Raw genomic sequence first — 14,283 nt, 5'->3', positions numbered from 1 at the left:
CGGCGCTGCCTTTGGGAACACGCGAAATGAGTGAAGCGATCAGGCGAATTCGCCCATCTCGAAACCAAGCGCTTTGGCGACCGTAAAGATGTCCTTGTCGCCGCGCCCGCACATGTTCATGCAGATGATATGATCCTTGGGCAGATCAGGGGCGATTTTCATCACATGGGCGAGCGCATGGCTAGGCTCCAGTGCGGGGATAATACCCTCCAGCTCGCAGGACAATTGGAAGGCTTCAAGCGCTTCAACATCGGTGATCGAAACATATTTCGCACGCCCGATTTCATGTAGCCACGCGTGTTCCGGCCCGATGCCGGGGTAATCGAGGCCCGCGGAAATCGAGAAGCCTTCCAGGATTTGACCGTCGTCGTCCTGCAAAAGATAGGTCCGGTTGCCGTGCAACACGCCGGGGCGTCCACCGGTCAGAGACGCGCAATGCTCCATCTTGGCATTCACGCCCTTGCCGCCCGCTTCGACGCCGATGATGCCCACTTCCTTGTCGTCGAGGAAAGGAAAGAACAAACCCATGGCGTTGGACCCGCCCCCGATTGCGGCGATCACGGTATCGGGCAACCGGCCTTCGGCGGCGGTCATCTGATCGCGGACTTCCTTGCCGATGATCGCCTGAAAATCGCGGACCATCGCCGGGTATGGATGGGGCCCTGCAACGGTGCCAATGCAGTAGAAGGTGTCGCGCACATTGGTCACCCAGTCACGCAGCGCATCGTTCATGGCGTCCTTAAGCGTGCCACGGCCGGAAGTTACGGGCACCACTTCGGCCCCCAGCAAGCGCATGCGGAACACATTGGGCGCTTGTCGTTCAACATCATGCGCGCCCATGTAGACCACACATTTCAAACCGAATTTGGCGCAGACGGTGGCGGTGGCCACACCGTGCTGGCCCGCGCCGGTTTCCGCGATGATGCGGGATTTGCCCATGCGACGGGCGAGGATGATCTGGCCCAGCACATTGTTGATCTTATGCGCGCCTGTGTGGTTCAGTTCATCGCGCTTCATGTAGACCTTGGCACCGCCCAGATGATCGGTCAGCCGTTCGGCAAAATAGAGCGGGCTGGGGCGACCCACGTAATGAGTCCAGAGGTCGTTCATCTCCGCCCAGAAACTGTCGTCGGTCTTGGCCTTTTCGTATTGCGCTTCCAGTTCCAGGATCAGCGGCATCAGCGTCTCGGAGACAAAGCGCCCGCCAAAATCACCAAAACGACCGTTCTCATCCGGGCCGGTCATGAAAGAATTGAAAAGATCGTTCGCCATCCCGCGCACTCCTGTTACGTGAGGTTGCGTTTATACCCGATGTGCGAGGGCGTAAAGCCAAGGTCGGTGTAGAAACGTGCGGTATCAGTGCGGCTTTTGTTCATGGTCAGCTGGATCAGGCTGCACCCTGCCGCGCGCGCACGGGCTACCGCATCTTCGATCATCAGATGGCCGATGCCCTGACCCCGCAACGCGCTGGACACACGGACACTTTCGATCTGCGCCCGACGCGCGGCCCGCAGCGACAGGCCGGAGATAAAGGTCAGTTGATAGGTGGCCACAACACGCCCGTCATCACAGCCGACGATCAGGTGATTGTTGCCCTCCTCGGTCATTCGGTCAAAAGCGTCCAGATATGTTTCCAGCGCGCTGCCTTCACGGGTGGCCCCCAGCGCATCGTCCTCAAGCAGAGCGATCACGGCGGCAACCTCGTCGCGCATGGCGGGGCGGAAGGTGATGCTCATGGCTGGACCGCCCGCATGAAAGCACGGATCAAGTCGGGGTCCTTCACACCCGGTGCGCTTTCCACAGCGGAAGCAAGATCCACCTGTTCGGCACCGGTCATGGCAATGGCCTGTGCCACATTCTGCGCTGTCAGGCCACCGGCCAGCATCCAGGGGATCGGCCAGCGCCGTCCGGCGATCAGACGCCAGTCGAACGGCAGACCGTTGCCACCGGGCAGCACACTGTCTTTGGGCGGCTTGGCGTCGACCAGAATCTGATCGGCCACTTTCAGATAGGGCTCCATGGCGACAAGGTCGCCGGCATCGGCCACGCCCACCGCCTTCATCACCGGCAGCCCATAGCGCGCCTTGACCTGGGCGACCCGCTCGGGCGTCTCCTTGCCGTGAAGCTGCAGCATATCCAAGGGCACTTTGGCCACCAGATCGTCCAGAAACGCATCATCCGCATCAACGGTCAGCGCCACCTTGGCAAGGCCCAGAGGTGCCTCAAGCGCCAGCGCGCGCGCTTCGTCCAATGACACCGAGCGCGGAGATTTGGCAAAAAAATTGAACCCGCACCAGGCCGCTCCGGCCGCGGCGGTTACCGCGACATCCTCGGCGGTTCGAAGACCGCAAATCTTGACTGAGACAGCTTTGGACATGGCCGCGTTTGATCATGCAATCGGCGCAGGATCAAGAGAGGGCGTTCAGCTTGCTTCGTCGAGCAGGGCCAGAACCTCGTCCTTGCCTTCGTGCTTTTCGCCTTTCAGCCTGGCGACTTCGCGTTGCAGACGTCGCATCTCGCGCGCCTGCCGCGCGGCTTCGGCGCGTTGATTGTGTTCCCGCACCCACTCCCAGACAAAGCCCACCAACAGGCCTGCGATGATCCCGCCAAAAATCACGATGAAGAGCGGCAACTGAATACCAGGATTCAAAGAGAACCACCCCGCCACTTCCGACGGGATCAGTTGCAGGGACACCATCTGCCGGTTGGCCACAGCCACCGATATCAAAGCCACCGCAAAGGTGGCGATACAGGCGTAGCGGATATAACGCATCAGGATTTTCCGTTCAGACGATCACGCAACAGTTTACCGGTCTTGAAGAAAGGAACGTGTTTCTCTTCCACGTGAACGGTCTCACCCGTACGTGGGTTCCGCCCGACGCGGGCGTCACGCTTCTTGACGGAAAATGCGCCGAACCCGCGAAGCTCGACCCGATCCCCGCGCGCCATCGCGCCCGTCACCTCTTCAAAGATGGTGTTGACGATGCGCTCAACGTCTCTTTGATAAAGATGTGGATTTTCGTCGGCGACCTTCTGGATCAGTTCTGACCGGATCATTTAGACACCCCCTGATGGTTGTCGGGCAGCTTTGACGCGCCCTTTCTCGAAAAACTATAGGAAGTTTCCCCGCCTACGAAAAGTCAGCCTTTTCATGGATTGGTGTTTTTTGCCAAGGAAGACCCTGTATTTGTGATGTTTTTTACCTTGACCTGCGGTCGAGCATATGCGCGACCGCCCCAAACCATGCGCCGCAGCGCAGCGCCCATGTATGATTCGGAGCACCGGAGGGCGTGACAGGCGGTCTGTTTGCGGGCCTTGTGTCGATGCCGCATCCCCCCGGTCCCCGAAACATGAAACAGCCCGCTTGCAGCCCTGCACCTTTCTCCCTACGGTTGAAATTGATCGGTGGGAGCCCAAAATGACCTCGCATACAGAACAGGGCTTTGTCGTTGCCATCGGCGCATCAGCGGGCGGGATCAAGGCCATTCGCGCCCTGCTGTCCTGCCTGCCTGCGAACCTGGGCGCGCCGGTGGTGATTGCCATGCACAGCGAACCCTCCTCCAACCTGACAGAAGTCCTGCAAATCCGCAGCCCGCTTGCCATCAAACGACTTGAGGATGGTGAAGCCCTCAGGACCGGGCAAATCTACGTCGTTCCCGGGGCAACCCACGCCTTTTTTCGCGATGGCAGGGTCAGGTTGTCCGAGCCTGTGCGCGATTCCGGTTTTCGGCCCTCAATTGATGGATTGTTCATGACGCTGGCGGCGGAATACAAGGAGAAAGCCATCGCGGTCGTGCTGTCAGGCACAATGAATGATGGCACCCGCGGCGCGCAGGTTGTCTATGACATGGGTGGGCAAACGATTGTGCAAAACCCCGAGGACGCGACCTTCGAAAGCATGCCCCTCAGCGTGATCCTGATGGATCACCCACAACAGATCCTGTCGGCTGAAGATCTTGGCAGCTGGCTGGATGAGACCATCGGCACCGCGCCCCCGGGTCCGGCCTGAACCGATACGGCGGCCATAAAAAAAAAGCCCCGCGCGATGCGGGGCTTTTGTCATTCATAAAGCGTCTTTGGGGACTTATTCGTCGCCTTTGAGCGCCGCGCCAAGGATATCGCCAAGGGACGCACCGGAATCCGACGATCCGTATTGTTCCACGGCTTCTTTCTCTTCGGCGATCTCGCGCGCCTTGATGGAGACGCCAAGACGACGGGTCTTGTTGTCCACATTGGTGATGCGCACGTCGACCTTGTCACCAACCGAGAAACGCTCTGGGCGCTGCTCTGCACGGTCACGGCTGAGGTCGGAGCGGCGGATGAAGGATTTCATGCCCTCATATTCCACTTCGACACCACCATCCTCGATGGCCGTTACGGTCACGGTCACGATGGAGCCGCGCTTCACGCCACCCACCGCTTCTGCGAACTTGTCACCGCCAACGTTCTTGATGGACAGCGAAATGCGCTCTTTCTCAACATCCACTTCGGAGACAACCGCATGCACCATGTCGCCTTTGCGGTAGTTCTGGATCGCATCCTCGCCCCGCTCGTCCCAGGAAAGATCGGAGAGGTGCACCATGCCGTCGATGTCGCCGTCGAGGCCAACAAACAGACCGAATTCGGTGATGTTCTTGACTTCGCCTTCGACCTCTGTGCCCTCGGGGTGTGTCTCTGCAAAGACTTCCCACGGGTTGCGCATGGTCTGTTTCAGGCCCAGAGACACGCGGCGCTTGGCACCGTCGATTTCCAGAACCATGACTTCGACTTCCTGAGAGGTCGACACGATCTTGCCCGGATGGACGTTCTTTTTGGTCCAGGACATCTCAGAGACGTGCACGAGGCCCTCGACACCAGCTTCAAGCTCAACAAAGGCACCGTAGTCGGTGATGTTGGTCACGCGGCCGGTATGCGTGGATTCCAGCGGGTATTTCGCGGCCACCAGATCCCATGGATCTTCCTGCAACTGCTTCATACCGAGGGAAATCCGGTGCGTGTCCTTGTTGATCTTGATGACCTGAACCTTGATGGTCTCGCCAATTGTCAGGATTTCGGAAGGATGGTTCACGCGACGCCATGCCATGTCGGTGACGTGCAGCAGCCCGTCAACACCACCCAGATCAACGAAGGCACCGTATTCGGTGATGTTCTTGACCACACCGTCGACCGTCTGGCCTTCAGTCAGGTTGCCGATCACTTCGGCGCGCTGTTCGGCACGGCTTTCTTCGAGGATCGCACGACGCGACACAACGATGTTGCCCCGGCGACGGTCCATTTTCAGAATCTGGAACGGTTGTTTCAGACCCATCAGAGGGCCGGCATCGCGCACGGGGCGCACGTCAACCTGTGAGCCGGGCAGGAAGGCCACAGCACCGCCAAGATCAACCGTAAAGCCACCTTTGACGCGACCGAAGATGGCGCCTTCAACGCGCTCTTCGTCAGCATATGCTTTTTCCAGACGATCCCAGGCTTCCTCGCGGCGGGCCATTTCGCGGGAAATGACAGCTTCGCCACGCGAGCTTTCGACCTGACGGAGGAAAACTTCAACCTCATCGCCAACTTCGATTTTGGGGGCTTCGCCCGGATCTGCGAATTCTTTGAGCTCAACGCGGCCTTCCATCTTGTAGCCGACGTCGATGATGGCTTGGCCCGCTTCGATTGCGATGACTTTGCCTTTGACAACAGACCCTTCTTCGGGTGTGTCCATTTCGAAGCTTTCTTCCAGAAGGGCTTCGAAGTCTTCCATAGTTGCGTTTTGCGCCATGTAGGTCGTGTTCCTTTGTACGTTGTGTCTGGCCGCGCGGTTGTCTCCGCCGGTCTTTGGATTGCAGTTGGCCGAAGCGTCTCAAACAAAATCAGGGCCGGAGAATCCGACCCTGCTCGCCCTTACGGGTGTTTTCCCCGCTTCAACGGGTGTCGCTATAGGCCCAAACGCCCCTGTCTGCAAGTCTTAACCGGATATTGCCCGCGCTATTGGAGCGCGTGGCGGCAAGGAGCCGTCAAAGGGCTTGCCCCTTGCGCAACTCGTCCAGCAACTCCTGAAAGATGCCATTGCTGTCACCCCCGCCAAAAACCTGCGCCCCGCCTGAATAGGTCTGACCATAAGTGCGCGCGACATTCACCGTCTGCGCCAGAGCCGACAGGAACTGGTCCTGCCCCAACGGCGATAGCGGGTGAATGAACACGCCCCAAAGCCGTCCCTGCGCCACGGCATAGCGCGCATCAAGAGCGGTGTCGAAATTGGCCTGCATCAGGCGCATCAACTCTTCGGCTTTCAACCCTTCGGCAGAACGAATAGGCACCATCGCCCGCATCCTGTCCGCACGCGGATCAGCAACAACGATCACTGGAATGTCTTGAACTGTGAATTCAATAGCCGACCCGCGCAGCTGCGCGTCCTCATCGATGTTGAGAATGATCTCGGCCAGCCGCTGGATTGTCATGGGCGGCTCCGGGCTTGGCACCGCCTCGGGGGTTTCCGTTTGCTGCGCCATTGCAGCGCTGCACATCGCTGAAACCGCCAGCACCATGAGCATCCGTACCATAATTGAGCCTTTCACCGTCTGATTTCAATCAGGCTAACGGCGTCTGACCTCAAAAGCCAAGCACCCTTTGGTGATCACTTTGCAACATCTCTGTCTGAGGGAAAGCGTTGTGCTTTCAGTCCGCCAGACGGGCCTCGATCGCGGCAATCGCCTCGGCAACAGCCGTGTCAATGTCCATGTCAGAGGTGTCTATAAGGATCGCGTCCGCCGCGGGCTTCAGCGGGGCCTCAGCCCGGTCGCGGTCGCGAGCATCGCGTTCTTTCACATCGGCCAGCACCTGCGCCCGGCTGATGGCCGAACCGGAAGCCGCCAGTTCGGCGAACCGTCTGTCCGCACGCACTTCGGCGCTGGCGGTCACAAAGAGCTTGGCCTCCGCATTCGGGCAGATCACCGTGCCGATATCCCGGCCGTCCAAAACAGCGCCCCCTGCCCGTCTTGCAAAACTGCGTTGAAAATCGAGCAAGGCGCTGCGCACATCGGCGATCACGGCCACTTTGCTGGCGGCTTGGGCCACTTCGGGGCTGCGCAAATCCTCTGCCTGAAGGTCATCGGTTGTCAATGTGCGGGCCGCCATGACAGCATCCATGCCCAAAAGCAGTTTGGCCCCGACAGCACGGTACAAAAGCCCCGTATCCAGATGGGCGAAGCCGAAATGCGCCGCGACGGCTTTGGAGAGGGTCCCCTTGCCCGCCGCCGCCGGACCGTCAATTGCGATGGTGAACGCCCGGGCCATCAACGACTATTGGGCATCGCGCACAAGCTGCGCCCCAAGCTCCGTCATCAGCGGCTCGAAAATCGGGAAAGACGTGGCAATGGGCCCGCCGTCATCGACGCTCACCGGCTTTTGCGCGGCCATGCCGAGGATCAGGAAAGACATGGCAATCCTGTGATCAAGCTGGCTTGCAGCGGTAGCGCCCCCCGGTACATTGCCATGCCCAAGCCCTGTGACCGTCCACCAATCGGGCCCTTCGTCCACCGCGACGCCATTGGCGCGCAGACCAACGGCCATCGCGTCGATCCGGTCACTTTCCTTGACGCGCAGCTCTTTCACGCCGCGCATCACAGTTTGACCTTCGGCGAAGGCGGCCACCACAGACAGCACCGGGTATTCGTCAATCATGCTGGCAGCCCGGTCGGGCGGCACCTCAATGCCTTTCAGGTCGGGCGAGAAGCGCGCGCGCAGGTCCGCCACCGGCTCGCCGCCTTCGATGCGCTCGTTCTCGTAGGTCAGATCGGCGCCCATGTCGCGCAGCGTGGCATAAAGCCCGGCGCGCGTTGGATTCAGACCAATGCCCGGCACCAGCACGTCCGATCCCGGCACGATCAGCGCCGCACAGACCGGAAACGCCGCCGAAGACGGATCGCGCGGAACGTCAATTTTCTGGGGTTTCAGCTCCGGCTGACCGGTCAGGGTGATCACGCGGCCCGCGTTTGTTTGCTCAACCGTGATGTCCGCGCCAAAGCCCGCAAGCATCCGTTCGGTATGATCGCGCGTCGCTTCGGCTTCGATGACTACGGTTTTTCCTGGCGCATTAAGCCCCGCCAGCAGCACCGCTGACTTGACCTGCGCCGAGGGCACCGGCACCGTATATTCAACCGGCAAGGGATCGACCGCCCCCACCAGTGTCATGGGCAGACGCCCGCCCGCACGGCCATGGGCCTGCGTGCCGAAGAGCGCCAAAGGATCGGTGACCCGGGCCATGGGCCGACCGTTCAGGGACGCATCCCCAGTGAAGGTCGCGCTGATCGGGGATGTCGCCATCGCGCCCATGATCAGCCGCACCCCGGTGCCGGAATTGCCGCAGTCAATCACCTGATCTGGTTCCGCAAATCCACCAACCCCGACGCCATTGACCGTCCAGTTCCCGCCCCCATGGTCGGTGACTTCCGCGCCAAATGCCCGCATGGCCTTGGCCGTGTCCAGAACGTCCTGCCCTTCCAGCAGCCCGGCTATTTTGGTTTCGCCGACGCTCAACGCCCCCAGGATCAGCGAGCGGTGCGAAATGGATTTATCGCCCGGCACGTCTGCGTTGCCAGAAAGAGGCCCGCAAGGGTGGGAAGTCATCGGGATCGGCGCACCGTGGCTGGACATGTTCGGTCTCAAATCTGCGTTGATATTGGCAGAGGCTTAGCGGCTGTGCAGGTCAGGGTCCAGCCCCTAACCCGTTATCGCTATCAGGTCTTTTGAAACGTCAGATAGTGAGGCGTTCGCCCCTCGCGTAGCGCCTTTTGTTCATAGCGGGTGGAAATCCAGTCATCCCAGGGGTCGCGCCAATCTTGCGGTCGCTGCGCCAACCACTCGAACCCATAGCGAGGCACTTCTTCCAAGGTCTGACGCACGTAATCCTCAATATCCGTGGCGACACGGAAAAGGGCACCGGGCTTCATCACCTGCGCCAAAGGTTCCAGATGTTCCCGCGTAACAAAGCGACGACGGTGGTGCCGGGTTTTTGGCCAGGGATCCGGATAGAGCAGAAAGGCGCGGTCAATCGCATTTTCGGGCAAGACGTCAAAGAGATCCCGCGCATCACCGGCGTGGACGGCAATGTTATCCGTGCCTGCCCGTCTGATTTTGCCCAGCAGCATGGCGACGCCGTTGATGTAAGGCTCGGCACCGATCAGCCCGACGTCTGGATTCTGCTGCGCCTGATGCACCATGTGCTCGCCACCGCCAAAGCCAATCTCAAGCCAGACGGGTTTGCCGTCAAAACGCGCCTTGAGTTCAAGAGGCGTTCGCCCCGGGTTCTCGTCCCAGGTGACCGGTCCCGGCGACAAAGCCATGAGATCTTCTTCAAGATACCCCTTTTGCGACTGCTTCAAAGTCTTGCCCTTGAGACGGCCATAAAAATTGCGACGAGGACGAATATTGTGTGTCATGGCCGCGCCTTAGCCCGGTCGGGACGGGTTTTCAATGGCAAGCAGCAGGCAATACGGGCTGATTTACCCGGAATTAAGGCGGAAGGCATAGACATCTGCCGTGCGGTGGCAGGCCCAAAAGGGAGGCTTCAGTTTGAGCCAGATTGGAAAGATACATGCGAAGGTCCGGCCCGATGCAACGGTCCTGCCGGAGTTCGCCAGCATTCTCGTGGTGGATGACCAACGCTTTGATCGTGCGCGCCTGATCCGTCTGATCGGCGGGCTCGAATTTGAGACCCATGTCGCGGAAGCGGATTGCCTGGAAACAATGGGCACGATGCTGCAAAGGGATCACTTTGACCTGATCCTGCTGGACTACAATCTTCCCGATGGTAACGGGCTCCAGGCATTGGACGCAGTGAGGCTTGATCCTAAAAACCGTCAGGCTGCGACCATCATGATCACGGGTGACGATCAGAATGAAGTCGCGATCGAAGCTCTTAAGCGCGGATGCAGTGACTACATAACAAAAGATGACCTGTCCCCCGCCGCTTTCCGCCGCGCCTCGATCAACGCCTTGCAGAAATCACATCTATCCATTGGTATTGAAACGCAGGATGCAAAGCGTCAGCAGATGGAATCGGTTCTCGAGCGATTCTCTACCGAATGTGCCAATGAAATCAAACCTGTTGTCAGTCGCATGATGCGTCAGATTCGCGACTTGCGAGAGGCGCCGTCCCTGTCCGAAGAGCAAAGCGCTGAACGTTTTGGCCGGATTGAAAAATCCTGCATGCGCCTTTGGGAATTTCTCGATGACCTTGAGCGATATCAGGGAACGGATTTGTCGCAGCAAACTTTTGCAGGTCAATCGACCGCCAGCGCCCTGGGCCTCGACATCGGCTCCAAAGAGGACGCGCTCGCGGAATCTGTCGCGGCGCCATCCTCTCCGGGCGATATCAATGCAATCAAGCCTCGGCGGCTAAAATCCTCTCAGGGAAACAAAGACGCATCGCGTCAGTCGTCCGACCCGAAGGTCAAAGCGAAACGCCCGGGCGTATTCCGAAAATCCAGATAGCGCCAGAGTTGACGGTCCCTGGCTGGCGCCGCAATCAAGGTGATATTTGCCCTTTGCTTGCTAGCCGCCCGTTGGCTACTGGATTGCAGCTTTCAAAGCATCCACCAGATCGGTCTTTTCCCAACTAAAGCCACCGTCCGCATCAGGTGCCCGGCCGAAATGCCCATAAGCTGCCGTCCGCGCGTAGATGGGTCGGTTTAGCTGTAAATGCTCACGAATGCCCCGCGGGGTCAGGTCGATGATCTTGCCAATGGCCTGCTCGATCTCTCCATCCCCCACTTCACCCGTTCCGAACGTATCGCAATAGATCGAAAGGGGTTTACTGACACCAATCGCGTAACTCAGCTGGATCGTGCATTTTTCCGCCATTCCGGAGGCGACCACATTTTTCGCCAGATAGCGCGCGACGTAAGCTGCGGAACGGTCCACCTTGGTGGGATCTTTCCCCGAAAACGCGCCGCCGCCGTGTGGCGCGGCGCCGCCATAGGTGTCCACGATAATCTTTCGCCCCGTCAATCCAGCATCGCCATCCGGGCCGCCAATAACAAAAGTACCCGTCGGGTTCACCCACCACTCGGTTTCATCGGTGATCCAGCCGCTTGGCAGAACTTCACGAATGTAGGGCTCCACAATGGCCCGAATGTCATCTGAGCTCTGGTTTTCATCCGCGTGTTGCGTTGACAAAACGATCGAGCTTACGCCCACCGGCTTGCCATCTTGATATCGCACAGACAGCTGGCTCTTTGCGTCAGGGCGCAGGGTGGGTTCGGTCCCGTTCTTGCGCACCTCGGCCAACCGCCGCAGGACCGCATGCGCATAATGAATGGGTGCGGGCATCAGTTCAGGGGTTTCCCTGGTGGCAAAGCCGAACATGATCCCCTGGTCACCGGCACCTTCATCCTTGTCGCCGCTGGCATCGACGCCTTGAGCGATGTGAGCGGATTGTTCATGGAGCAGGTTGGTAATTTCACAGGTTGCATGGTGAAATTTATCCTGTTCGTACCCGATATCCTTGATGCAGGCGCGCGCGATATCTTCGATACGGCCCATGTACTCCTTGAGCGCATCCTGATCTGACAGTCCAACCTCACCACCGATGACGACCCGATTGGTTGTCGCAAAAGTTTCGGCGGCGACACGGGCCTCCGGTTCGGCTGCAAGAAAGGCATCCAACACTGCATCAGAAATCCGGTCACAAACCTTGTCCGGGTGGCCCTCGGATACCGATTCAGACGTAAAGATGTAGTTTTTTCGGGACATGTATCGCTCCATTTAAAAGAAATCGTGCCGCGCCAGGAAGCCGTTGCCACACGTTCGGGCGTGCTTACGTGCACCGAATACGACCGTCAATCTCTAATTGAGCGCACACCCCCCGGGCCGGGCCAGAGTTTGGCGGTCACCAGCCCAATGACGAGTAATATGACAATCGGGATATCACCGGTGCGGCTGTAGAGGGTTGGCGGCATGGGTCTGGGAAGCGGCGCATCCACAAACCCCGAAACACCCATCGGCAAGCTCGCAATAATGCGCCCTTGGGGATCAATCATCGCCGAAATGCCCGTGTTGGCTGCGCGCATCAGTGGCAATCCCTGCTCTATCGCGCGCATACGGGCCTGCGCCAAATGCTGCTGAGGTCCGATGTTGCGACCGAACCAGGCGTCGTTCGTGATTTGAAGCAGAAAATCGGGCCGGTCGGGGCTTGCATTGACATCATGGGCAAACACCGCCTCATAACAAACCAATGGCAAGCCGCGCCCCAATGGACCGAAGTCAAGTAGTTCGGGGCCGGTTCCGCTCGCAAAACCCGTACCCGCCGTATCCGCCAGACCGCTGAGCCCGAGTTTGGCTGCAAAACGCCCAAAGGGGATGTATTCGCCAAAGGGGACCAGATGATGCTTATCATAAACCTGAGGTTCAAGCGCGTCGCCATCAAGGACCGCCATGCTGTTGAAAACAGATGTTTCCTCGCGGCGCAAAAGACCCAAAGCGGTGAAACGACCCTGCGCTGTCGCGGCGATCTGGGACAGAACCGGCGCCGCCGTTTCCAACGACCAGGGGATGGAGGTCTCTGGCCAAACCGTCAGGCTGGGTGTCGGGGTGCCTCCGGTTGTCGGCGCTGCGGTGAAAGAGAGCTGAGATTCGAAAAACTGCTGTGCGAACTCCGGCTGCCACTTCAGGTGCTGCGCTGCATTCGGTTGAACAAGCCGTACCCAATGCCCGGTGAAGAGCGCGGTCGCTGCTGATGGCGGTAGGTAAAACAGGCCGATCGCACTGCAAAGCAGACCCGCCTGACCCACGCGCATAACCTTGCGTCCCCGATACGCGGCCGGGAACGAAAGAGCCCATGCCAGAGACATCAGCCAAAGCGTCACGCCATGCGGTCCGACCCAAGCGAGGCTTTGACCGGCGATTCCGTCCACCAGAGCCTGAGCAGGGCTTGCCCAGGGAAATCCGGTAAAGAGATAGGCCCGCAGAGCTTCTGCGGCTGTCCATGTCAGGATCAGGGGCCACGTCCGGCTCGAAAGCTGCCGCGCCAACCCGAAGGCTCCTCCCCAGAAGAGCGCTAGGCCCATACTCATGAAAACAAGCGCGAAAGGCGCCATCCAGGCATGCCTGTCCGGGTCAATCTGGAAGGGTTCGATAATCCAAATCAGTGCAACGCTGAAGTATCCGACACCAAAGGCCCAGCCAATCAGCGCCGCATCGTTCCTCCGGCTCTGGCGACGCATCAGTACAAAGGCAAGGGAGAACACCAACAACATCACCAGCGGTTGATCGTAAGGTGCCTGACCCAGCGGGGCCACTGCCCCAAGCAAGGCGGCAACGGCAACACGATATATTCTGGGCAGTCTCGAAAACCACGCCAAGGGTTTTTCCGGCTGAGATACAGCCCTGCGCGTCACGACGCGGGCGATGCAACGCGGACGCGCAGGCGCTTGATCCGTCGGGGATCTGCGTCAAGCACTTCAAATTCGGGACCGTCCGGGTGCGGCACCACTTCGCCACGCGCAGGCACCCGGCCCGACAACATGAAAACGAGGCCCCCCAGTGTATCAATCTCTTCTTCGTCCACTTCGTCATGGTCGGTCAGGGATTGCCCGATTTCTGCCTCGAAATCCTCCAGCGGTGTCTTCGCCAGCGCGAGGTAGCATCCGGGTTTTTCCTCGGTCCAGTAGAGGCCTTCGTCCACGTCGTGCTCGTCTTCGATCTCACCGATGACCTGTTCGATCAAATCCTCGATGGTGACCAGACCATCTACGCCCCCATATTCATCAATCACCAATGCCATGTGGCGGCGCTCCGCCTGCATCTTGGTCAGCAGCACGCCTATGGTCATGGACGGGGGCACAAACAGCAGCGGGCGCAACATGGCTCGCAGGTCGAAATCATGGGTATCGCCATTGAACCCATGGGTGAGCGCAAGGTCCTTAAGGTGCAAAAGCCCAATCGGCGTGTCCAATGTGCCATCATAGACCGGCAGACGGGTCAGCCCGCTTTCCTTGAATATCGCGACCACTTCTTCCAGCGATGAGGTCGCGGGAATTGCGGTGATGTCTGCCTTGGGCATCGAGACGTCTTCAACCCGCATGCGGCGCAGATTGATCATGCCATGTGTCTGCGGGCGATCCATCGCGACGGGCGATGCAGAAATGACTGCATCGGATTCGCTCGGGCTGAGCGCTTCGATCACGCGACTGAAAAAGCCGCCTTGCCTGGAAGATTCTGGTTCGGGGGAGGTGTCAGTGTCGACATGCGCGCGTTGCGCTGCTTCAGACTGTCCGTCGTTGTCGCCCATTGGGTCCTGTT

The 14,283-nt window shown here is 59.3% G+C and carries 14 protein-coding genes and 1 pseudogene; 2 read left to right on the top strand and 13 right to left on the bottom strand.

The window, feature by feature from the left end; translation table 11 throughout:
• Positions 1 to 39 precede the first annotated feature (39 nt).
• Genes trpB through ihfB form a run of 5 tightly spaced genes read right to left on the bottom strand, consistent with a single transcriptional unit; the run spans position 40 to position 3,057 of the window.
• Complete coding sequence (trpB, locus tag ACOTTU_RS16015) at positions 40 to 1,272, bottom strand: tryptophan synthase subunit beta (protein ID WP_425659510.1); 1,233 nt, start codon at positions 1,270 to 1,272, stop codon at positions 40 to 42.
• A gap of 14 nt (positions 1,273 to 1,286) precedes the next feature.
• Positions 1,287 to 1,736 carry a GNAT family N-acetyltransferase gene (locus ACOTTU_RS16010; RefSeq protein ID WP_298915059.1) on the bottom strand — a complete coding sequence of 150 codons (450 nt, stop codon included), beginning with the start codon at positions 1,734 to 1,736 and terminating at the stop codon, positions 1,287 to 1,289.
• On the bottom strand, positions 1,733 to 2,377 hold the full coding sequence (locus ACOTTU_RS16005) for a phosphoribosylanthranilate isomerase (protein ID WP_425659508.1): 645 nt from the start codon (positions 2,375 to 2,377) through the stop codon (positions 1,733 to 1,735). The genes ACOTTU_RS16010 and ACOTTU_RS16005 overlap by 4 nt, the downstream gene beginning before the upstream one ends.
• 45 nt (positions 2,378 to 2,422) lie before the next feature.
• Positions 2,423 to 2,773, bottom strand: coding sequence for a LapA family protein (locus tag ACOTTU_RS16000; protein ID WP_298915055.1), 351 nt, complete (start codon positions 2,771 to 2,773; stop codon positions 2,423 to 2,425).
• Entirely contained in the window at positions 2,773 to 3,057 is a 285-nt protein-coding gene (gene ihfB, locus ACOTTU_RS15995; RefSeq protein WP_298915052.1) for an integration host factor subunit beta, read from the bottom strand. Before ihfB ends, ACOTTU_RS16000 begins: the two co-directional genes overlap by 1 nt.
• 361 nt (positions 3,058 to 3,418) lie before the next feature.
• Here ihfB and ACOTTU_RS15990 point away from each other — a divergent pair, with 361 nt between their 5' ends.
• A complete protein-coding gene (locus ACOTTU_RS15990; protein WP_425659505.1) occupies positions 3,419 to 4,009 on the top strand; it encodes a chemotaxis protein CheB in 591 nt (196 codons plus the stop codon).
• A gap of 75 nt (positions 4,010 to 4,084) precedes the next feature.
• Here ACOTTU_RS15990 and rpsA read toward each other — a convergent pair.
• The 5 genes and pseudogenes from rpsA to trmB all read right to left on the bottom strand — a co-directional run.
• A pseudogene (gene rpsA, locus ACOTTU_RS15985) lies at positions 4,085 to 5,782 on the bottom strand (30S ribosomal protein S1); the annotation flags it as partial.
• Between the two features lie 217 nt (positions 5,783 to 5,999).
• Positions 6,000 to 6,545, bottom strand: a complete 546-nt coding sequence (locus tag ACOTTU_RS15980; protein ID WP_425659504.1) for a hypothetical protein — start codon at positions 6,543 to 6,545, stop codon at positions 6,000 to 6,002.
• Between the two features lie 115 nt (positions 6,546 to 6,660).
• Positions 6,661 to 7,278 (bottom strand): (d)CMP kinase, encoded by a 618-nt coding sequence (locus ACOTTU_RS15975; RefSeq protein WP_425659503.1) that lies wholly within the window; start codon positions 7,276 to 7,278, stop codon positions 6,661 to 6,663.
• Positions 7,279 to 7,284: 6 nt separating this feature from the next.
• The gene (aroA, locus tag ACOTTU_RS15970) at positions 7,285 to 8,637 is read right to left on the bottom strand and encodes a 3-phosphoshikimate 1-carboxyvinyltransferase (protein WP_425659501.1); all 1,353 of its coding nucleotides are present in this window, start codon (positions 8,635 to 8,637) and stop codon (positions 7,285 to 7,287) included.
• An 83-nt stretch (positions 8,638 to 8,720) separates the two neighbouring features.
• Positions 8,721 to 9,422 (bottom strand): tRNA (guanosine(46)-N7)-methyltransferase TrmB, encoded by a 702-nt coding sequence (trmB, locus tag ACOTTU_RS15965; protein WP_425659499.1) that lies wholly within the window; start codon positions 9,420 to 9,422, stop codon positions 8,721 to 8,723.
• Between the two features lie 133 nt (positions 9,423 to 9,555).
• Between trmB and ACOTTU_RS15960 the strand changes: the two genes are divergently transcribed.
• Positions 9,556 to 10,476, top strand: a complete 921-nt coding sequence (locus ACOTTU_RS15960; protein ID WP_425659497.1) for a response regulator — start codon at positions 9,556 to 9,558, stop codon at positions 10,474 to 10,476.
• A 75-nt stretch (positions 10,477 to 10,551) separates the two neighbouring features.
• Here the strand turns inward: ACOTTU_RS15960 and metK are convergent, their stop codons facing one another.
• The 3 genes from metK to ACOTTU_RS15945 form a co-directional block, all read right to left on the bottom strand.
• The gene (metK, locus tag ACOTTU_RS15955; RefSeq protein ID WP_298915030.1) at positions 10,552 to 11,736 is read right to left on the bottom strand and encodes a methionine adenosyltransferase; all 1,185 of its coding nucleotides are present in this window, start codon (positions 11,734 to 11,736) and stop codon (positions 10,552 to 10,554) included.
• A gap of 86 nt (positions 11,737 to 11,822) precedes the next feature.
• The gene (gene lnt / locus ACOTTU_RS15950) at positions 11,823 to 13,343 is read right to left on the bottom strand and encodes an apolipoprotein N-acyltransferase (RefSeq protein ID WP_425659495.1); all 1,521 of its coding nucleotides are present in this window, start codon (positions 13,341 to 13,343) and stop codon (positions 11,823 to 11,825) included.
• A gap of 32 nt (positions 13,344 to 13,375) precedes the next feature.
• Positions 13,376 to 14,272, bottom strand: a complete 897-nt coding sequence (locus ACOTTU_RS15945) for a hemolysin family protein (protein ID WP_425659859.1) — start codon at positions 14,270 to 14,272, stop codon at positions 13,376 to 13,378.
• Positions 14,273 to 14,283 lie beyond the last annotated feature (11 nt).

It is taken from the genome of Roseobacter sp. EG26 (genome assembly GCF_049830555.1).
In the GTDB taxonomy this organism is placed as follows: domain Bacteria; phylum Pseudomonadota; class Alphaproteobacteria; order Rhodobacterales; family Rhodobacteraceae; genus Roseobacter.
The sequence above is the reverse complement of the archived record's forward strand: the minus strand, read 5'-3'. Positions and strand labels throughout refer to the sequence as shown.

Excerpts from the sequence above, each read along its gene's own strand:
- trpB (WP_425659510.1), bottom strand. The coding sequence starts at position 1,272 with ATGGCGAACGATCTTTTCAATTCTTTCATGACCGGCCCGGATGAGAAC.
- ACOTTU_RS16010 (WP_298915059.1), bottom strand. The coding sequence starts at position 1,736 with ATGAGCATCACCTTCCGCCCCGCCATGCGCGACGAGGTTGCCGCCGTG.
- ACOTTU_RS16005 (WP_425659508.1), bottom strand. The coding sequence starts at position 2,377 with ATGTCCAAAGCTGTCTCAGTCAAGATTTGCGGTCTTCGAACCGCCGAG.
- ACOTTU_RS16000 (WP_298915055.1), bottom strand. The coding sequence starts at position 2,773 with ATGCGTTATATCCGCTACGCCTGTATCGCCACCTTTGCGGTGGCTTTG.
- ihfB (WP_298915052.1), bottom strand. The coding sequence starts at position 3,057 with ATGATCCGGTCAGAACTGATCCAGAAGGTCGCCGACGAAAATCCACAT.
- ACOTTU_RS15990 (WP_425659505.1), top strand. The coding sequence starts at position 3,419 with ATGACCTCGCATACAGAACAGGGCTTTGTCGTTGCCATCGGCGCATCA.
- ACOTTU_RS15980 (WP_425659504.1), bottom strand. The coding sequence starts at position 6,545 with ATGGTACGGATGCTCATGGTGCTGGCGGTTTCAGCGATGTGCAGCGCT.
- ACOTTU_RS15975 (WP_425659503.1), bottom strand. The coding sequence starts at position 7,278 with ATGGCCCGGGCGTTCACCATCGCAATTGACGGTCCGGCGGCGGCGGGC.
- aroA (WP_425659501.1), bottom strand. The coding sequence starts at position 8,637 with ATGTCCAGCCACGGTGCGCCGATCCCGATGACTTCCCACCCTTGCGGG.
- trmB (WP_425659499.1), bottom strand. The coding sequence starts at position 9,422 with ATGACACACAATATTCGTCCTCGTCGCAATTTTTATGGCCGTCTCAAG.
- metK (WP_298915030.1), bottom strand. The coding sequence starts at position 11,736 with ATGTCCCGAAAAAACTACATCTTTACGTCTGAATCGGTATCCGAGGGC.
- ACOTTU_RS15945 (WP_425659859.1), bottom strand. The coding sequence starts at position 14,272 with ATGGGCGACAACGACGGACAGTCTGAAGCAGCGCAACGCGCGCATGTC.